At 69.8% G+C, this 19,207-nt stretch carries 17 protein-coding genes; 10 read left to right on the top strand and 7 right to left on the bottom strand.

Features of this window, described 5'->3' with window-relative positions:
• Window positions 1–22: 22 nt before the first annotated feature.
• The 5 genes from LIX60_RS10585 to LIX60_RS10565 all read left to right on the top strand — a co-directional run bounded on the left by LIX60_RS10585 (window position 23) and on the right by LIX60_RS10565 (window position 5,927).
• A complete protein-coding gene (locus LIX60_RS10585) occupies window positions 23–1,639 on the top strand; it encodes an ABC transporter substrate-binding protein (RefSeq protein WP_227958208.1) in 1,617 nt (538 codons plus the stop codon).
• A 135-nt stretch (window positions 1,640–1,774) separates the two neighbouring features.
• Window positions 1,775–2,704 (top strand): ABC transporter permease, encoded by a 930-nt coding sequence (locus tag LIX60_RS10580; RefSeq protein ID WP_227958207.1) that lies wholly within the window; start codon window positions 1,775–1,777, stop codon window positions 2,702–2,704.
• On the top strand, window positions 2,697–3,671 hold the full coding sequence (locus LIX60_RS10575) for an ABC transporter permease (RefSeq protein WP_227958206.1): 975 nt from the start codon (window positions 2,697–2,699) through the stop codon (window positions 3,669–3,671). The genes LIX60_RS10580 and LIX60_RS10575 overlap by 8 nt, the downstream gene beginning before the upstream one ends.
• Window positions 3,672–3,682: 11 nt before the next feature.
• Window positions 3,683–4,738: an ABC transporter ATP-binding protein gene (locus LIX60_RS10570; protein ID WP_227958205.1), complete on the top strand. Its 1,056-nt coding sequence runs from the start codon at window positions 3,683–3,685 to the stop codon at window positions 4,736–4,738.
• A complete protein-coding gene (locus tag LIX60_RS10565; RefSeq protein ID WP_227958204.1) occupies window positions 4,731–5,927 on the top strand; it encodes an ABC transporter ATP-binding protein in 1,197 nt (398 codons plus the stop codon). Before LIX60_RS10570 ends, LIX60_RS10565 begins: the two co-directional genes overlap by 8 nt.
• 105 nt (window positions 5,928–6,032) lie before the next feature.
• Here the strand turns inward: LIX60_RS10565 and LIX60_RS10560 are convergent, their stop codons facing one another.
• Together LIX60_RS10560 and LIX60_RS10555 are read right to left on the bottom strand one after the other, a co-directional pair.
• A complete protein-coding gene (locus tag LIX60_RS10560; RefSeq protein WP_227958203.1) occupies window positions 6,033–6,404 on the bottom strand; it encodes a hypothetical protein in 372 nt (123 codons plus the stop codon).
• Window positions 6,401–6,664 (bottom strand): hypothetical protein, encoded by a 264-nt coding sequence (locus LIX60_RS10555; protein WP_227958202.1) that lies wholly within the window; start codon window positions 6,662–6,664, stop codon window positions 6,401–6,403. The genes LIX60_RS10560 and LIX60_RS10555 overlap by 4 nt, the downstream gene beginning before the upstream one ends.
• A gap of 179 nt (window positions 6,665–6,843) precedes the next feature.
• Here LIX60_RS10555 and LIX60_RS10550 point away from each other — a divergent pair, with 179 nt between their 5' ends.
• The 5 genes from LIX60_RS10550 to LIX60_RS10530 all read left to right on the top strand — a co-directional run bounded on the left by LIX60_RS10550 (window position 6,844) and on the right by LIX60_RS10530 (window position 12,753).
• Window positions 6,844–8,478, top strand: a complete 1,635-nt coding sequence (locus LIX60_RS10550; RefSeq protein WP_227958201.1) for an ABC transporter substrate-binding protein — start codon at window positions 6,844–6,846, stop codon at window positions 8,476–8,478.
• Between the two features lie 124 nt (window positions 8,479–8,602).
• Window positions 8,603–9,526 (top strand): ABC transporter permease, encoded by a 924-nt coding sequence (locus LIX60_RS10545; RefSeq protein WP_019710213.1) that lies wholly within the window; start codon window positions 8,603–8,605, stop codon window positions 9,524–9,526.
• Window positions 9,519–10,496, top strand: a complete 978-nt coding sequence (locus tag LIX60_RS10540) for an ABC transporter permease (RefSeq protein ID WP_227958200.1) — start codon at window positions 9,519–9,521, stop codon at window positions 10,494–10,496. Before LIX60_RS10545 ends, LIX60_RS10540 begins: the two co-directional genes overlap by 8 nt.
• A 12-nt stretch (window positions 10,497–10,508) precedes the next feature.
• Window positions 10,509–11,594: an ABC transporter ATP-binding protein gene (locus tag LIX60_RS10535; RefSeq protein ID WP_227958199.1), complete on the top strand. Its 1,086-nt coding sequence runs from the start codon at window positions 10,509–10,511 to the stop codon at window positions 11,592–11,594.
• A complete protein-coding gene (locus tag LIX60_RS10530; RefSeq protein ID WP_227958198.1) occupies window positions 11,578–12,753 on the top strand; it encodes an ABC transporter ATP-binding protein in 1,176 nt (391 codons plus the stop codon). The genes LIX60_RS10535 and LIX60_RS10530 overlap by 17 nt, the downstream gene beginning before the upstream one ends.
• 60 nt (window positions 12,754–12,813) lie before the next feature.
• Here the strand turns inward: LIX60_RS10530 and LIX60_RS10525 are convergent, their stop codons facing one another.
• The 5 genes from LIX60_RS10525 to LIX60_RS10505 form a co-directional block, all read right to left on the bottom strand.
• On the bottom strand, window positions 12,814–13,989 hold the full coding sequence (locus LIX60_RS10525; RefSeq protein ID WP_227958197.1) for an ABC transporter ATP-binding protein: 1,176 nt from the start codon (window positions 13,987–13,989) through the stop codon (window positions 12,814–12,816).
• The gene (locus tag LIX60_RS10520) at window positions 13,986–15,128 is read right to left on the bottom strand and encodes an ABC transporter ATP-binding protein (RefSeq protein ID WP_227958196.1); all 1,143 of its coding nucleotides are present in this window, start codon (window positions 15,126–15,128) and stop codon (window positions 13,986–13,988) included. The genes LIX60_RS10525 and LIX60_RS10520 overlap by 4 nt, the downstream gene beginning before the upstream one ends.
• Window positions 15,129–15,138: 10 nt before the next feature.
• Window positions 15,139–16,116, bottom strand: coding sequence for an ABC transporter permease (locus LIX60_RS10515; protein ID WP_227958195.1), 978 nt, complete (start codon window positions 16,114–16,116; stop codon window positions 15,139–15,141).
• Window positions 16,117–16,297: 181 nt separating this feature from the next.
• On the bottom strand, window positions 16,298–18,094 hold the full coding sequence (locus LIX60_RS10510) for an ABC transporter substrate-binding protein (RefSeq protein WP_227958194.1): 1,797 nt from the start codon (window positions 18,092–18,094) through the stop codon (window positions 16,298–16,300).
• A 72-nt stretch (window positions 18,095–18,166) separates the two neighbouring features.
• Window positions 18,167–19,177 (bottom strand): ABC transporter permease, encoded by a 1,011-nt coding sequence (locus LIX60_RS10505; RefSeq protein WP_227958193.1) that lies wholly within the window; start codon window positions 19,175–19,177, stop codon window positions 18,167–18,169.
• Window positions 19,178–19,207: the final 30 nt, after the last annotated feature.

The following is a 19,207-nucleotide window of genomic DNA, read 5'->3' as shown; positions in this document are numbered from 1 at the left end:
GGACTCCTGAGGAGGCACACCCATGCGCGGTGCCAGAAGTGCCAAGTTCGCTGCGGGTGCGATAGCCGTAACGATGGCCGTGACGGCGTGCGGCGGCGACAGCGGCGACGACGGCAAGAAGTCGAGCTCCGGCAAGCCCGAGGGCTACGTCTCGATCGAGGTCGGCGAGCCGCAGAACGCGCCGATCCCCTCGGACACGAACGAGAGCAACGGCAGCTACATCGTCAAGGCGCTCTTCACCCAGCTCCTCGAGCACGACAACGAGGGCAAGCCGGTCTACCTGAACGCCGAGTCCATCGAGACCGAGGACTCGAAGACCTGGACGGTCAAGCTGAAGGACGGCTGGACCTTCCACAACGGCGAGAAGGTCACCGCCCAGTCCTACGTGGACACCTGGAACTTCGCCGCCCACATCAAGAACAACCAGAAGAACAGCTTCTGGTTCTCGGACATCAAGGGCTACGCGGACGTCCACCCGGAGAAGGGTGACGCCAAGGCCGACACGATGTCCGGTCTGAAGGTCGTCGACGACCTCACCTTCACCATCGAGCTCTCCAAGCCGGTCCCGTACTTCGAGTACAAGCTGGGCTACACGACCTGGGCCCCGCTGCCCAAGTCGGCCATCGAGGACCCGAAGGCGTTCGCCAAGAACCCGGTGGGCAACGGGCCGTACAAGTTCGAGAAGTGGAACCACAAGAAGCTGTTCCAGGTCGCCGCCTACGACAAGTACAAGGGCGACGACAAGGCGGCCAACAAGGGCATCCAGTTCAAGAACTACTCGACCCCCGAGGCCGCGTACCAGGAACTGATGTCCGGCAACGTGGACATCGTCCGCCAGATCGCCGCCAAGGACCTGCCGAAGTACAAGAGCGACCTGGGTGACCGGGCGATCGAGGAGCCGTTCGCCGGCGTCCAGAGCATCGTCCCGGCCTTCTACAGCAAGCCGTTCAAGGACGTCGACCCCAAGGTCATCCAGGGTCTGTCCATGGCGATCGACCGCGAGACCATCGCCAAGACCGTGCTGAACGGCACCCGTGACGCGGCCACCAGCTTCACCCCGCCGCAGGTCATGGGCAACCAGGACCTCGACTCGCCGGCCTTCAAGTTCGACCCGAAGCAGGCCAAGAAGCTGGTCGAAGAGGGCGGCGGCGTTCCGGGCAACAAGGTCTGGATTCAGTTCAACGCCGACGGCGGCCACAAGGACTGGATCACGGCGGTCTGCGAGAACATCCGCCAGAACACCGGTGTGGAGTGCATCCCGGACTCCAAGCCGGACTTCCAGACGGACCTCGACCTGCGTGACGCCAACAAGGTCAAGGGCATGTACCGCGGCGGCTGGGTGGCCGACTACCCGGTGAACGTCAACTTCATGCGGGAGCTCTACCACACCAAGGCCGAGGCCAACAGCGGTCGCTTCTCCAACAAGGAGATCGACAAGCTGATGGAGAAGGGCGACAACGCCGAGAGCCTGGAGGAGTCGGTCAAGATCTACCAGGAGGTCGAGCTCAAGCTGGCCGAGGAGATGCCCGCCATCCCGGTGTTCAACTACAAGATCAACGCCGGCTACGGCAAGGGCGTCGACAACGTCACGACCGACTGGCACGGCGACATCGTGGTCAACGAAGTCACCGTCAAGTAGTACGCGCGCGGCTCGTTCCGCATCAAGCCGTTCCCCGGCGGCGCCGCGATCCGGCACCGTCGGGGCAGGCACCCCGGGGGCCGTTCCCGCAGTGGAACGGCCCCTTGGGGCCGTCCGTATCTCAATGGAGGCAACATGGGGCGCTATGTCGTGCGGCGACTGCTCCAGGCGATACCGGTTTTCCTCGGGTCAACCCTGCTGATCTTCCTCATGATGTACAGCCTGCCCGGCGACCCCGTGCGGGCCCTGTGGGGAGAACAGTCCGTGGACCCGGTGCAGATCGCGGCCATGAAGAAGGACCTGGGACTCGACCTGCCGCTCTGGCAGCAGTACGTGAACTACATCGCGGGGCTGTTCCAGGGTGACTTCGGCACCCAGATCGCCAGTCAGCGGCCGGTGTCCGAGGTCATCGCCGCCGCGCTGCCGGTCACCCTGCGGCTGACCCTGTTCGCCTTCATCTTCACCGTGGTCGCCGGCCTCTCGCTCGGCATCGTGGCCGGGCTCTGGGCGGACCGGCTGCTGGACCGGGCGATGCTGATCTTCACCCTGCTGCTGATCTCCGTGCCGTCCTTCGTCCTGGGGTACACGGCCCAGTTCTGGTTCGCCTTCAAGTGGGACCTGCTGACCCCCACCGTGCAGGACTCCGAGGCATTCGGTGACCTGATGATGCCGGCGATCGTGCTCGGCTCCCTCTCCCTGGCCTATGTGGTCCGGCTGACCCGCACCTCCGTCGTGGAGAACCTGCGGTCCGACTACATCCGCACCGCCATCGCCAAGGGCCTGCCGCGCCGCAGGGTCATCGGGGTGCACCTGATGCGCAACTCCCTGATCCCGGTGGTCACCTTCCTCGGTACCGACCTCGGCGCGCTGCTCGGCGGAGCGGTCATCACGGAGGGCATCTTCAACGTCCAGGGCGTCGGTAACCTCGTCTACGAGGCACTAATCCGCCGTGAGGGATCGACGGTGGTGGGCGTCGTCACCCTGCTCGTCATCGTCTACCTCACCATCAGCCTGATCGTTGACCTGCTTTACGCGGTCCTGGACCCGAGGATCCGTTATGTCTGACGTCACGCAAGCCACTCATGTCCCCGCCCCGGCGACCCCGGTGGACCTGGACAAGGCTGCCGGCACCCCCGGCACGGGCAACGGCGACGGCGGTCCGGTCGGCAAGCCGCGGAGCCTGTGGTCGGATGCCTGGCACGATCTGCGGCGCAACCCGCTCTTCGTGATCTCGGCCGTCCTGATCGTCCTGCTGCTCGTGATGTCCGTGTGGCCGGGCCTGTTCACGAGCACCTCACCGCGCCGCGGCGACCTGGCGAACCACTACCTCCAGGCGCCCCAGCTGACGCACTTCTTCTCCGCCGAGTGGCTCGGATACGACGCCCAGGGCCGCTCCATCTACGCACGGGTCATCCACGGCGCCCGCGCCTCCGTGACGGTGGGCGTCGTGGTGACCCTGCTGGTCACCCTCTTCGGCGGACTGATCGGCATGCTGGCCGGCTACTTCGGGGGCTGGATCGACAGCATCCTCTCCCGGATCCTCGACATGTTCGCCGGCCTCCCGTTCCTGCTCGGCGCCATGGTGGTGCTCAACGTCTTCGACGTCCGCACCGTCTGGATCGTCGCACTGGCCCTGGCCTTCCTCGGGTGGACGCAGATCGCCCGTGTCACCCGCGGCTCGGTGATCACCACCAAGCAGTCGGACTACGTCCAGGCCGCGAAGGCGCTCGGCGCCGGCACCGGCAGGATCCTGGTCCGGCATGTGCTGCCCAACGCGATCGCCCCCGTGATCGTCGTCGCCACCATCGCGCTCGGCGGCTACATCGCCGCCGAGGCGAGCCTGTCCTTCCTGGGCATCGGCATCTCGCCGCCCACCGTCTCGTGGGGCATGGACGTGTCCGACGGCAAGGACCAGCTGCGCAACGCGCCGCACGTCCTGCTCATCCCCGCGGTGATGGTGTCGGTCACGGTGCTGGCGTTCATCATGCTCGGCGATGCGGTCCGCAACGCCCTCGACCCCAAGCTGCGCTGAGGGAGGCGTACGTGACCACCATCGAGAAGACCTCGGCCGAGCCCAAGCCCTCGGGCGGGGCGGACGGCGCCCCGCTACTCGAAGTCCGCGATCTGCACGTGGAGTTCCACACCCGCGACGGCGTGGCCAAGGCCGTCAACGGCGTCAACTACTCCGTGTCCGCCGGTGAGACCCTCGCCGTGCTGGGCGAGTCCGGCTCCGGCAAGTCCGTCACCGCGCAGGCGGTCATGGGCATCCTCGACATGCCGCCCGGCCGCATCCCCAAGGGCGAGATCCTCTTCCGCGGCCAGGACATGCTCAAGATGTCCAACGAGGAGCGCCGGAAGATCCGCGGCGCCAAGATGGCGATGATCTTCCAGGACGCCCTGTCCTCGCTCAACCCGGTCTTCACCGTCGGCTACCAGCTCGGCGAGATGTACCGGGTCCACCAGGGTCTGTCCCGTAAGGCCGCCAAGGCCAAGGCCGTGGAGCTGATGGAGCGGGTGAAGATCCCCGCCGCCAGGCAGCGGGTGAACGACTATCCGCACCAGTTCTCGGGCGGTATGCGGCAGCGCATCATGATCGCGATGGCGCTGGCCCTGGAGCCGGACCTGATCATCGCGGACGAGCCGACGACGGCGCTGGACGTCACCGTGCAGGCCCAGGTGATGGACCTGCTCGCGGAGCTCCAGCGCGAGTACCACATGGGTCTCATCCTGATCACCCACGACCTGGGCGTGGTGGCGGACGTCGCCGACAAGATCGCCGTGATGTACGCGGGACGGATCGTGGAGACCGCCCCCGTCCACGAGCTCTACAAGCGGCCCGCGCACCCGTACACCCGCGGCCTGCTGGACTCCATCCCGCGGCTGGACCAGAAGGGCCGGGAGCTCTACGCGATCAAGGGCCTGCCGCCCAACCTGACCCGCATCCCGCCGGGCTGCGCCTTCAACCCGCGCTGCCCCAGGGTGCAGGACGTCTGCCGCACCGACATCCCGCCGCTGTACCAGGTCACCGAGCGGGACGGTACGGAACTCGACGGCCGCGTCAGCGCTTGCCACTTCTGGGAGGAGACGATCCATGGCTGAGATCAGCAAGAAGGACGAGGCCGGGAACGTTTCCGAGGTCGCGAAGAACGACGCGAAGACGGAGGCCGCGGCCCGGGCCGAGAAGACCGCGGCCGACATCGACGCGGCCCGGGCGGCCGACGAGGCAGCGGAGGCCGTGGCGGCCATCGAGGCGCCGGTCGAGCGCGGCGAGCCGATCCTGCAGGTGCGCAACCTGGTCAAGCACTTCCCGCTGACCCAGGGCATCCTCTTCAAGCGGAAGATCGGCGCGGTCAAGGCCGTCGACGGCATCTCCTTCGACCTGCACCAGGGCGAGACCCTGGGCATCGTGGGCGAGTCCGGCTGCGGCAAGTCCACCGTGGCCAAGCTGCTGATGACGCTGGAGCACGCCACCGCCGGCGAGGTCTTCTACAAGGGCCAGGACATCACCAAGCTGTCCGGGCGGGCGCTGAAGGCGGTGCGGCGGAACATCCAGATGGTGTTCCAGGACCCGTACACCTCGCTCAACCCCCGCATGACGGTGGGCGACATCATCGGTGAGCCCTTCGAGATCCACCCCGAGGTCGCCCCCAAGGGCGACCGGCGGCGCCGGGTGCAGGACCTGCTGGACGTGGTGGGGCTCAACCCCGAGTACATCAACCGCTATCCGCACCAGTTCTCCGGCGGCCAGCGGCAGCGCATCGGCATCGCCCGCGGCCTCGCCCTCAACCCCGAGGTCATCATCTGCGACGAGCCCGTCTCGGCCCTGGACGTCTCCGTCCAGGCGCAGGTGATCAACCTGATGGAGAAGCTGCAGGACGAGTTCAACCTCTCCTACATCTTCATCGCGCACGACCTCTCCATCGTCCGCCACATCTCCGACCGGGTCGGGGTCATGTACCTCGGCAAGATGGCCGAGATCGGCACCGACGAGGAGATCTACGACCACCCGACGCACCCCTACACCCAGGCGCTGCTCTCCGCCGTCCCCGTCCCGGACCCGGAGCTGCGCGAGGGCCGCGAGCGGATCCTGCTGACCGGCGACGTCCCGTCCCCGGCGAACCCGCCGTCCGGCTGCCGCTTCCGCACCCGCTGCTGGAAGGCGCAGGACAAGTGCGCCGTGGAGGAGCCGCTGCTGGCGGTCCCGGAGCGCTTCCAGGGTTCCGACGGCCCGGTGGCCCACGAGTCGGCCTGCCACTTCGCGGAGGAGAAGGACGTCGTCCACGCGTGACGCCCGCCGCTCCCCGCGCCCGACGCGAGGCGGGACGGACCCGGCCCCGGCCCCCGGTTGACGACCGGGGGCCGGGGCCGTTCGCGGATCGTCCCGCTCGCACAGTCAGGGCTTGCCGATGTCCACCACCCACACGCCGGTTCCGTCGTACGCCTCCGGGGTGCCGCTCAGCACCTGGCCGCCCGCCGGGTCGGAGACGGCGGCGTAGACGGCGTGGGCGTGGCGCCAGTCCAGCCCGGCGCCGGCGGCCTGTTCCACGGCGGCGGTCGCGGCGAAGTCGAGGGGGAGGAACTCCAGGCCCGGGAGGGCTCCCAGATGGGCGGCGGCGCCCGGGAGTTCGAGACTGGCCGCGACCAGGCACAGGGCGGGCACCTGGGCCCGCTGGGCGGGGTCACCGGCCTCCACGACCGCCAGGCCGGAGAGGAAGCGGTGCCCGCGGCAGAGCGCGAGCACCGCCGTGTGGTCGAGGATGATCACCTGCGGCTCCCGAGGCGGCCGGCCGCGATGTCGGCACGCCACTGCTGGGCCCGGCGCACGTCGTCCTCGGTGAGGTCCGGGCAGAGGTTCGCACGGATGTAGGCCAGGCCCCGCGCGGTGCGCTCGGTGCGCTCCGCCTCGGTGGGCGTCTCCGTGGCCATCCGCTCCACCAGGCTGCGCACACTGGTGCCGCGCTCCTCGGCCAGTATGCGCAGGCGGTCGCGGACGTCTTCGGTGATCTTGATGGTGGTGTCAGCCATACGGCGAGAATACCGTTGAATACCGGCCGGGTGTACCCAGAGGTCCCCCGGACGCCCGCTCCCGCAGGCGGGTGACTCCCCGGCCGGTGCCCGCGCGGATGGCTCAGGCCGGGGTGCGGGGGCGGGCGAAGCGGGGTCGGATGGGATCGGGCGTCCGTTCCCGACCGAGGAGGCACCTCATGCGCCGATCCCTGCACGCCAGATGGGCCGCCTGCGCGATCGCCGTCGCACTGGCGGCGACCGCCTGCGGCGGGGACGACGACGGCGGCGGGAGCGGGGGAGGGGACGGGAGCGGCGTCCTCAGTTCCTCCTGGGGCGACCCGCAGAACCCGCTGGAGCCGGCGAACACCAACGAGGTCCAGGGCGGCAAGGTCCTCGACATGATCTTCCGGGGGCTCAAGCGGTACGACCCGGAGACCGGCGAGGCCAAGGACATGCTCGCCGAGAGCATCACCACCGACGACTCGCAGAATTTCACCGTCAAGATCAAGGACGGCTGGACGTTCAGCAACGGCGAGAAGGTCACGGCCAAGTCGTTCGTGGACGCCTGGAACTACGGCGCCGACGTCCGCAACGCCCAGAAGAACGCCTACTTCTTCGAGTACATCGAGGGGTACGACGCGGTCCATCCGGAGGAGGGCGACCCCACGGCCGAGACGCTCTCCGGGCTGAAGGTCGAGGACGACCGGACCTTCACCGTCCAGCTCAGCCAGAAGTTCTCCACCTGGCCCGACACCCTCGGCTACAACGCCTTCGCCCCGCTGCCCCGGGCCTTCTTCGATGACCACGACGCCTGGGTGAAGAAGCCCGTCGGCAACGGCCCCTACCAGGTCGAGTCGTACACCAAGGGCTCCGCGATGAAGCTGCGGAAGTGGGACGACTACCCCGGCCCGGACAAGGCGCAGAACGGTGGCGTCGACCTCAAGGTCTACACCGACAACAACGCCGCCTACACCGACCTCCTCGCCGGCAACCTCGACCTCGCCGACGACATCCCCGCCGCCCAGCTGAAGAACGTCGAGAACGACCTCGGCGACCGCTACATCAACCAGCCGGCCGGGATCATCCAAACCCTCGCCTTCCCCTTCTACGAGGAGGCGTGGGGGGAGGGGAAGGAGCAGCTGCGCAAGGGCATCTCCCGGGCCATCAACCGCGAGCAGATCACCGAGCAGATCTTCAGCAACACCCGCACCCCCGCCAGCGACTGGACCTCGCCCGTCCTCGGTGAGGAAGGCGGCTACGAGAAGGGCCTGTGCGGCCAGGCCTGCGAGTACGACCCGGACGAGGCGAAGAAGATGATCGAGGAGGCCGGCGGCCTCCCCGGCGGGAAGATCACCCTCACCTCCAATGTCGACACCGGCTCCCACCGCGAATGGCTCGACGCCGTCTGCAACAGCATCAACAACGCCCTCGGCCGGGACAGCGCCTGCACCGTCAACCCGGTCGGCACCTTCGCGGACTACCGCAACCAGATCGGCGACCAGCGCATGAAGGGCCCCTTCCGGGCCGGCTGGCAGATGGACTACCCGCTGATCCAGAACTTCCTCCAGCCGCTCTACTACACCAACGCCTCGTCGAACGACGGCAAGTGGAGCAACGAGAAGTTCGACAGCCTCATCGACGAGGCCAACGCCCAGAGCGACACCCAGAAGGCCATCGAGACCTTCCAGGACGCCGAGAGGGTGCTCGTCGAGGAGATGCCCGCCATCCCGCTCTGGTACCAGAACGGCAGCGCCGGCTACTCCGACCGGCTCTCGGACGTGAAGCTCAACCCCTTCAGCGTCCCCGTCTACGACCAGATCACGGTCGCCTGACGGTCCCGTACCGCCCGGGCCGGCCCCGTACCCCCGGACCGGAGGACGGAGCGGTGCCGGGGCCCCCCGCCGGGCCCCGGCACCGGCGTCCGCGGCGGCGAACCACGACCCCCGGAGCACTCCCATGGGACGCTATGTGATCCGGCGGCTGCTCCAGATGATCCCCGTGTTCATCGGCAGCACCTTCCTGATCTTCGTCATGGTGTACGCGCTCGGCGACCCCGTCGCGGCGCTCTTCGGCGACCGCGCCCCCGACCCCGCCACCGCCGCCCGCATCCGCGCGGAGCTCTACCTCGACCAGCCGCTGTGGAAGCAGTACCTGCACTACATGGGCCAGATCTTCCGCGGCGACTTCGGCACGGCCTTCAACGGCCAGCCGGTGCTGGAACTGATGTCCACGGCCTTCCCGGTGACCCTGCGGCTGACCCTGGTGGCGGTGGTCATCGAGGTGATCATCGGTATCGTCCTCGGGGTGGTCAGCGGGCTGCGGCGCGGCCGGTCCGTGGACACCGGCCTGCTCTTCCTCACTCTGATCGTCATCTCGGTCCCCACCTTCGTCACCGGCTATCTGCTCCAGTTCCTCTTCGGCGTGAAGTGGGGGCTCGTCCGGCCGTCCGTCTCCACCGACGCGACCTTCGAGGAACTGCTGCTGCCGGGCGTGGTGCTGGCGCTGGTCTCGCTGGCCTACGTCACCCGGCTCACCCGCACCTCGATCGCGGAGAACGTCCGCGGCGACTACGTCCGCACCGCGATCGCCAAGGGCCTGCCGCGCCGCCGCGTCATCGTCCGGCACCTGCTGCGCAACTCGCTGATCCCGGTGGTCACCTTCATCGGCACGGACATCGGCGCCCTCATGGGCGGGGCCATCGTCACCGAGCGGATCTTCAACATCCACGGCGTCGGCTTCCAGCTCTACCAGGGCATCCTGCGCAACAACTCCCCCACGGTCGTCGGGTTCGTGACGATCCTGGTCATCGTCTTCCTGCTGGCGAACCTCATCGTCGACCTGCTGTACGCCGTACTCGACCCGAGGATCCGCTATGCCTGACGGCAACGACCCGAAGCAGGCCGTCGCCCCCACCGGAGCCGGCGGCTCCGCCGACCTGGCCATGGGCGAGGCCGAGACGCTGGAACGCCCTCCGGGGCACGGACCCGACGGCGGCGACACCGGCAAGCCGCGCAGCCTCTGGTCCGACGCCTGGCGGGAGCTGCGCCGCAACCCCGTCTTCATCGTCTCCGCGCTGCTGATCCTCTTCCTGGTGGTGATCTCGCTCTGGCCGCAGCTGATCGTCTCCACCAACCCGCTCTCCTGCGACCTGGGCAAGTCCCAGGAGGGCCGCGAGCCCGGCCACCCGTTCGGCTACGACACCCAGGGCTGCGACGTCTACGCCCGCACCGTGTACGGCGCCCGCGCCTCCGTCACCGTCGGCGTCTGCGCCACCCTCGGGGTGGCGCTGCTCGGCGGGCTCATCGGCGGGCTGGCCGGCTTCTTCGGCGGCTGGGCGGACGCGCTGCTCTCCCGGGCCGCCGACATCTTCTTCGGCATCCCGGTGATCCTCGGCGGGCTGGTCTTCCTCTCCGTGGTCACCAGTACGACGGTGTGGCCGGTGGTCGGCTTCATCGTGCTGCTGGGCTGGCCGCAGATCGCCCGTATCGCCCGCGGCGCGGTGATCACCGCCAAGGAGAACGACTACGTCCAGGCCGCGCGGGCGCTCGGCGCGAGCAACCGCCGGATGCTGCTGCGCCATGTCGCGCCCAACGCCGTCGCCCCGGTGATCGTGGTGGCCACCATCGCGCTCGGCACCTACATCGCGCTGGAGGCCACGCTGTCGTTCCTCGGGGTCGGGCTGCGCCCGCCGACCGTCTCCTGGGGCATCGACATCTCCAACGCCGCCTCCCAGATCCGGAACGCCCCGCACATGCTGCTCTGGCCGGCCGGCGCACTGAGCATCACGGTGCTGGCGTTCATCATGCTCGGCGACGCGGTGCGCGACGCCCTCGACCCCAAGCTGCGCTGAGGAGCCGCCATCATGCCCGCCACCGCGTCCGCGACCGCAGACGGAGAGCAGCCCGCCCGGGGACGGAGCGGCGCGCCGGAGGGGGAGGGCCCGCTGCTGGACGTCCGCGACCTGCGGGTGGAGTTCCGCACCCGGGACGGTGTCGTCAAGGCCGTCAACGGCGTGACCTACGACGTGGACGCGGGGGAGACGCTCGCCGTGCTCGGCGAGTCCGGCTCCGGCAAGTCGGTGACCGCGCAGGCGATCATGGGCATCCTGGACTCCCCGCCGGGGCGGATCACCGGCGGCGAGATCCTCTTCCGGGGCCGGGACCTGCTGCGGGCGGGCCGCGAGGAACGCCGCGCGATCCGGGGCGCGCGGATGGCCATGATCTTCCAGGACGCGCTGTCCTCGCTCAACCCGGTGCTCTCGGTGGGCTACCAGCTCGGTGAGATGTTCCAGGTGCACCGGGGCGACTCGCGGAAGACGGCCCGGGCCAAGGCCGTCGAGCTGATGGACCGGGTGCGCATCCCGGCGGCGAAGCAGCGGGTGAACGACTATCCGCACCAGTTCTCGGGCGGTATGCGGCAGCGCATCATGATCGCGATGGCGCTGGCCCTGGAGCCGGACCTGATCATCGCGGACGAGCCGACGACGGCGCTGGACGTCACCGTGCAGGCCCAGGTGATGGACCTGCTCGCGGAGCTCCAGCGCGAGTACCGGATGGGCCTGATCCTGATCACCCACGACCTGGGCGTGGTGGCGGACGTCGCCGACAAGATCGCGGTGATGTACGCGGGACGGATCGTGGAGACCGCGCCCGTGCACGAGCTCTACAAGCGGCCCGCGCACCCGTACACCCAGGGCCTGCTCGACTCCATCCCCCGGCTCGACCGCAAGGGGCAGCGGCTCTACGCGGTCCGGGGCCTGCCGCCCAACCTCACGCGGATCCCGCCCGGCTGCGAGTTCCATCCGCGCTGCCCCCGGGCGCGGCACGTCTGCGTCACCGACCGGCCGTCCCTCTACACCGTCGCGGAGAACGACGGCACCCCGCTGCCCGGCCGCGCCAGCGCCTGCCACTTCTGGAAGGACGAACTCAACGATGCACCAGCACATTGAGGTGGAGCCGCCGCGCGAGCCGGAGCCGGAGCAGTCGCCCCGGCCGCCGCGGCCCGAGCCGATCCTCGAAGTGCGCGATCTGCAGAAGCTGTACCCACTGACCCGCGGCATCGTGTTCCGCCGGCAGACCGGCGCGGTCCGGGCCGTGGACACCGTCTCGTTCGACCTCGCGCGCGGCGAGACCCTGGGCATCGTGGGCGAGTCCGGCTGCGGCAAGTCCACGGTGGCAAAGCTGCTGGTCCATCTGGAGCGGCCGACCTCCGGCACCATCCGCTACAAGGGCGAGGACGTCACCAAGCTGTCCGGGCGGGCGCTGAAGGCGGTGCGGCGGAACATCCAGATGGTGTTCCAGGACCCGTACACCTCGCTCAACCCCCGCATGACGGTGGGCGACATCATCGGTGAGCCCTTCGAGATCCACCCCGAGGTGGCCCCCAAGGGCGACCGGCGGCGCCGGGTGCAGGACCTGCTGGACGTGGTGGGGCTCAACCCCGAGTACATCAACCGCTATCCGCACCAGTTCTCCGGCGGCCAGCGGCAGCGCATCGGCATCGCCCGCGGCCTCGCCCTCAACCCGGAGATCATCGTGGCCGACGAGCCGGTCTCGGCGCTGGACGTCTCCGTCCAGGCGCAGGTGATCAACCTGATGGAGAAGCTGCAGGACGAGTTCGACCTCTCGTACATCTTCATCGCGCACGACCTGTCGGTGGTGCGGCACATCTCCGACCGGGTCGGGGTGATGTACCTCGGCCGGTTCGCCGAGACCGGCACCGACGAGGAGATCTACGAGCACCCCACCCACCCCTACACCCAGGCGCTGCTCTCCGCCGTCCCCGTCCCGGACCCCGCCGCACGCGAGCAGCGCGAGCGGATCCTGCTCTACGGAGACGTGCCCTCCCCGGCCGACCCCCCGTCCGGCTGCCGCTTCCGCACCCGTTGCTGGAAGGCCCGGGAGAAGTGCGCCCGGGAGGTGCCGGCGCTGGCCGTGCCGGAGGAGTTCCGCGGCCGGTCCGGGCCGGCCGCCCACCCCTCGGCCTGCCACTTCGCGGAGACCCTGCCGCTGGCCCGGCCGGCGCCGCAGCACGTACGGCAGGGCGGGCCCAGCGACCCGTACGGCTCGGGGGAGACCCCGGAACCGGGCGGCGGGCGCGACGGGTGACGGGGCGGGGCGCGAGAGAGGCGGACGGACGGCGGAGCGGGCGGACGGCGGTGCGGCCGGTCAGCCCGGCTTCCCGGTCCCCGGCCCCCGCTCCTCGATCGCGGCCAGCGCCGGGTCCAGGACGACGTCCTCGGTGCGGGCCGAGGTGGACGGCTCCTCCGGGAAGTGGCAGGCCGTCAGATGCCCCTCGCGGTTGCCGTCGATCCGGGCCAGCGGCGGCACCTCCGTCGCGCACTTCTCCCGCGCCTTCCAGCAGCGGGTGCGGAACCGGCAGCCCGAGGGCGGATCGACCGGGGAGGGCACGTCTCCCGCGAGCCGGATGCGCTCGCGGCGCTCCTCCCCGCCGGCCCCGTGCCCGGCCTCCCCGGCGCCGTACGTCCCGATCTCCGGCACCGCCGACAGCAGCGCGTGCGTATACGGATGCCGGGGCCTGCGGTAGATCGACTCGCGGTCGCCGGTCTCCACGATCCTCCCCAGGTACATCACGGCGACCCGCTGCGAGAAGTGCCGCACCACGGCCAGGTCGTGGGCGATGAAGAGGAAGGCGATGCCCAGCTCCCGCCGGAGGTCCTGGAGCAGATTGACGACCTGCGCCTGGATGGAGACGTCCAGCGCCGAGACCGGCTCGTCGGCCACGATCAGCTTGGGCTCCAGACCGAGGGCGCGGGCCACCCCGATGCGCTGCCGCTGCCCCCCGGAGAACTCGTGCGGGAAGCGGTTGTAGTGCTCGGGGTTGAGGCCGACGGTCTCCAGCAGCTCCCGCACCCGCCGCTCCCGGCCGCCGGGCGGATCGATGCCGTTGATCTCCATCGGGCCGCCGACGATGGTGCCGACGGTCTGCCGGGGGTTGAGCGAGGAGTACGGGTCCTGGAAGATCATCTGGATCTCGGAGCGGACCGGGGCCAGCTGACGGCGGTTCGCATGGGTGATGTCCCGGCCGCGGTAGGTGATCCGGCCCGCCGTCGGCTCCAGCAGCCGGGTGAGCAGCCGGCCGGTGGTGGACTTGCCGCAGCCGGACTCCCCGACGAGGCCGAAGCTCTCGCCCGCCCGGACGGTCAGATCGATCCCGTCCACCGCCCGCACGGCGCCGACCTGCCGCCGGAACGGAAAACCGCCCAGGACGGGGAAGTGCTTGACCAGGCCCTCGGCGGTGAGCAGCGGTTCCCCGGCGGCCGGTCCGCCTCCCGCGGGCTCCCCCGTGGCACGCGCCGCGTGCGGTGTGCGGTCCTCCTTCATCGGCCGGTCTCCCCCCGGTCCTGTGCGGGCACCCCGGGTGCCCCGGTCTCCGCGTCCCGCTCCTCCCGGGGCGGCAGGCCCCCGGCCGCCCACAGCTCCCGCTTCCGCTCCGCCGTCAGATGGCAGGCGGCGCCCCGCCCTTCGGGCAGCTCCGGCCGCTCGCGGACACAGCGCTCCGGCCCGCCCCGCACCTCGGGCGGGAAGGCGCAGCGCGGATGGAACGGGCAGCCGGAGGGCGGGGCCAGCAGGCTCGGCGGTGTGCCCGGGATCGGGTGCAGGGCCGCGTCCGGGTCGGAGCCGAGGCTCGGCATCGAGCGGAGCAGGCCCCAGGTGTACGGGTGCCGTGGCGCGCCCAGCACCTCCCGGACCGGGCCCCGCTCCACGGCCCGTCCCGCGTACATGACCAGGATGTCGTCGGCGGTGTTGGCGACGACGCCCAGGTCGTGGGTGATGAGGATGATCGCGGAGCCGAACTCCTGCTGGAGTTCCCCGAGCAGGTCCAGGATCTGGGCCTGCACGGTGACGTCGAGCGCGGTGGTCGGTTCGTCCGCGATCAGCAGGTCCGGGTCGCAGACCAGCGCCATGGCGATCATCGCCCGCTGCCGCATCCCGCCGGAGAACTGGTGCGGGTAGTCGTCGGCCCGCAGCCGGGGCCGCGGGATGCCGACCTTCTCCAGCATCTCCACCGCCCGCTCCCGGGCCTCCCGCTTCGAGGCGCCGGTGTGCTTGCGGTAGGGCTCGGCGATCTGCCGGCCGATGGTGTAGTACGGCGAGAGCGCGGTGAGCGGATCCTGGAAGATCATCGCCATCTTGTTGCCGCGGAGCCTCTCCAGCGTCCGCTCGGGCGCCCCGGTCAGCTCCCGCCCGTCGAGCAGGATCTCCCCGGTGATGGTGGTGGTGCGCGGGTCGTGCAGCCCCAGGACGGCGAGGTTGGTGACGGACTTGCCCGAGCCGGACTCGCCGACGATGCCGAGGGTCCTGCCCCGTTCCAGGGCGAAGGAGAGCCCGTCCACGGCCCGGACGGTGCCGTCCTCGGTGGCGAAGCGCACATGGAGATCGCGTACGGAGAGGAAGGGCCCGGAACCGGTGCCCGGGCCGGCGGGGGCGGGCCCGGCCGCTTCCTTGCTGACGGTGGTCACAGGGGGTCTCCTAGGACAGGCGCACGCGCGGGTCGATGAGCGCGTAGGCGGCGTCCACGACGATGTTGAACAGGATGATCGCCGTCGCGGCGAACAGCATCACCCCCATGAGCATGGGGAGGTTGGTGTTGACGACGGACTCCACGGCGAGCCGGCCCAGACCGGGCAGGGTGAAGGTGAACTCGGTGATCATCGCGCCGCCGAAGAGGGAGCCCATGTCGACGCCGAAGATGGTGATGATCGGGATGAGCGAGCCGCGCCAGGCGTAGCGGAAGAAGACCGTGTGCCGTGCCATGCCCTTGGCGCGGGCGGTTCTCACGTGGTCCTCCTGCAACTGCTCGATCATCGTGGAGCGCGCCATACGGGTGTAGTTGGCGGTGAAGATGATCGACAGCACGCACCAGGGCAGGATCAGCCCGGCGAACCAGCCGGCCGGGTCGTCCGTGAGATTCACGTACTCGGGCTGGGAGAGCCAGCCGAGCTGGTAGACGAAGAGCGCGATCGCCAGCGGGCCGACGAAGTAGATCTGCAGCGAACTCAGCACCAGCGAACCGGAGCTGACGATCTTGTCGACGAGCGTGCCGCGCCGGGCGGCGGCCAGCATCCCGGTGCCCAGGCCGACGGTCAGGAAGACCGCGGCGCCGCCGAGGGCCAGCGAGACGGTGGTCGGGAAGCGGTCGAGGACGGTGTCCCAGACGGGCGTGTTGTCGACGAAGGAGTAGCCCAGGCAGGGCGCGGGGCAGGGGCCCACCGCGTAGTCGCGGCCGGCGAAGATCCCCACCATGTACTCCCAGTACTGCACCGGCACCGGCTTGTCGATGCCCATGTTGCGGCGGATGACCTCCAGCGCGTCCGGGGTGCAGTTCTTGCCGCAGGCGAGCAGGGCCGGGTCGCGCGGGATGCTGTAGAAGAGGAAGAAGGTCAGGGCGCTGATGATCAGCAGGATGACGACGGCGCCGAGCGACCGGCGGACCAGGAATCTCAGCATGTGTGGACAGCTTTCGCGGACGGCCGGTACGGGGACGGCGGGGGCGGAGACGGCGCGGAGACGGCGGGGCGGCGGGCGGACGGCCGGGTGACGCGGCCGCGGTGCGGCGGAGGTCCCGGTGCGCGGGGGCGCGGAACCGCCATCCGGCGGCCGGGCCCGCGCCCCCGCGCACCGGGGGCCGTCACTGCTTCAGATAGAGCTTGTTCGGGTCGAGGCCGCTGAGGTCGTTGTTGTAGACCGCGCCGCCGATCTTCGAACCGCTGATCTGCATCTGCTTGTAGTAGTAGGCGGGGACCACCGGGGTGACCTCCTCGACGATGTACTTGCCGAGGCCGAACCACTCCTCGGCGGCCTTCTCCGGGTCGGCGATGGCCGAGATCCGGTCGATCTCCGCGTTGATCTTCTTGTCGTTCACATGCGCGTAGTTGGCCGAGCCGTCGGCGATCTTCCGGCCGTCGAACAGCGGCGGGATCACCGTCGACGAACTCACCCAGTCGTGGCCCCAGTTGTTGCGGTACAGGTCATAGCCGTTGTCGACCTTGCCGACCCGGTCGTAGTAGGTGTCGGTCGGCAACTCCTTGCGCTGCACGTCGAAGCCCGCCTCGCGCAGGGCGTCCGTGACGGCGACCGCCTCCTGCTGGCTCTCGTTGTCGTTGCGGAAGGCGTAGACCAGCTTCATGTCCTCCTTGCCGGCCTGCTTCAGCAGCGCCCGCGCCTTCTCCGGGTCGCCGTTCGGCTTCGCCAGCTTGCCGAACGGGTCGTAGCCCTTCTCGTAGCCGGGCAGCAGGGGGCTGATGACGCCGCCCGCGAGCTCGCCGCCCGCCGAGCCGCCGTACGGGGCCAGGATCGCCCGGAGCGGCAGGGCGTGGGCGATGGCCTGCCGGACCCGGTGGTCCTTGATCCGGTCCATGTTGATGGCGTACATGGCGACAAAGGACTGGTAGCCGGAGATGGTGCGCTTCTTGGCCTCCTCGTCGCGCAGCACCTGCGGGAGGGTGCTCGCGTCCACCGAGTTGTTGAAGCTGGTGGCCCGCTGGTTCTCCCCGGTGTCGGAGAGGATGCGCTTGCTGGAGTCCTCGTACTGGTGGTTGAAGGTGATCTCGAACTTCTCCGGGTACTGGTGGCGCGAGGCGTCCGTGTCCGGGTCCCACTCGGCGTTGCGCACCAGCGTCATGGACTTGCCGGGCTTGAACGACTGGATCTTGTACGGGCCGGAGGCCAGCGGGTCCTTGTCGTACTTCTCCTTGGTGTCCTTCTCCGCGGACACCACCCCGTAGCCGGGCATCCCCAGCGCGTAGGGCAGGTCGTTCTGCGGCTTCTCGAAGTGGAAGACCACCGTCTTGTCGTCGGGGGTCTCCAGGACCGAGTCCGGCAGGTGGCCGCCCTGGTACGGGCCGCCCGGCAGCAGGTCCCGGTACTCCGGGTCGTCCGCCATCCAGGACTGCACGAAGGTCGGGCCCTCCGTGACGAAGTCGGCGAACAGCCGCTCGAAGCTGTGCCGGACGTCCTGGGAGGTGATCGGTGAGCCGTCCTCGAAGCGGATGCCGTCCTTGAGGGTGTACGTCCAGGTCTTCCCGTCGTCCGAGCGGGTGCCGCTGTCGGTGGCGAGATCGCCGACGACCGAGTAGTCGCCCTTGTTGTCCATCTTGACGGTGGTCAGCCGGCGGTGGATGAGCGCCGCGAGCTTGCCCTCGTCGGAGACGTAGATCTGCGCCGGGTCCAGATGCGCGAAGCTGTCCCGCGCGAGCACCCGTATCGTGCCGCCCGGTTCGGCGCCCGCGATCGGTTCCGCCGGCCCGGTCGAGGCCGTGGCGTCGGCGAACGGCACGGGCGCTTGCGCCGTGGCGCCCTTGTCCTTGCCGTTCCCGTCGTCCCCGCCGCCGCCTCCGCCGCCCTCGCTGCAGCCGGAGAGCAGTAACGCCCCCGCCGCCAGCGCCACCACGGCGGCGCGCCCTCCGCGTGCCCGAATCCTGCTCATGGCCTGTCGCACCTGCCCGTCCTTGAGTGGTGGCCTGTGGTTCGCCGCCCGGTGTGCGCCGCCGGGCCCGGATCAGTGCCGGGTCTTGGGATCGAACGCGTCCCGGACGGAGTCCCCGAGCAGGTTGAAGGCGACGATGAAGATCACCATCGCGCCGCCCGGGAAGAACATGTAGGTGAAGTCGTTCTCGAAGACCTGGGCGCCGGTGGCGAACATCCGGCCCCAGTCCGGGGTGGGTTCGATGAATCCGACCCCGAGAAAGGAGAGCCCGGCGGCCGCGGTCACGAAATTCGGCAGCATCAGCGTGCTCTGCACCAGAATCGGGGTGACCACATTGGGGAGCAGTTCCCGGCGGATGATCCGCCACGGGGAGGCACCGCTCACCCGGGCCGCCTCCACGAACTCCCGCTCCCGCAGCGACAGCACCGTGCCGCGCAGGATTCTCGCCAGGCTCATCCAGCCCAGGAACCAGAGCACCAGCACCATCGCGACCGCCCGGACCCAGGTCGGCGTCTCATCGGTGTCGGCCACGAACAGGGCGACCACGATCGGCATGAAGGCGACGAAGAACAGCTGGTTGGGAAAGGCCATCAGCAGGTCGATGGAGCGGCCGATGAGGAAGTCGGTGCGGCCGCCCAGATAACCCGCCGCCACCCCGAGCACGATCGCGGTCAGCGTGGCCAGGAGCGTCACCGCGACCGCCACCAGCAGCGAGGTGCGGATGCCGTAGAGGAGCTGGGTGAAGACGTCGCGGCCCAGAATCGGCTCGATACCGAACCAGAATTCCCCGGAGATGCCGCCGTTCGGCGCGACCGGATAGCCGAACTCGTTGAGCAGCCCGTCCCGCTGCTGCCCGTAGCGGGTGTACGGGTCCTTGCCGTAGAAGTGGGCGATCACCGGCGCGAGCAGGCCCACGGCGAAGAAGAAGAGCACCACACCGGCCGAGATCGTCCCGGCGCGGTCGCGGCGGAAGCGCCGCCACATCAGCCGGCCCGGCGAACGGCCGCCCGGCACGTCCGCCGTCCGGGCTTCGGGCCCCGGCGGCCCGCCACCGGCCGCCGCGGCCTTCGATAAGCTCGTCATCGCGCTGGGGCCCCCGTGGTCACGTCTCCG

It is taken from the genome of Streptomyces sp. S07_1.15 (assembly GCF_020739505.1).
Taxonomy (GTDB): Bacteria; Actinomycetota; Actinomycetes; order Streptomycetales; family Streptomycetaceae; genus Streptomyces; species Streptomyces xinghaiensis.
Note: the sequence above shows the minus strand (reverse complement) of the source record. Positions and strands in the feature narration are given on the sequence as shown.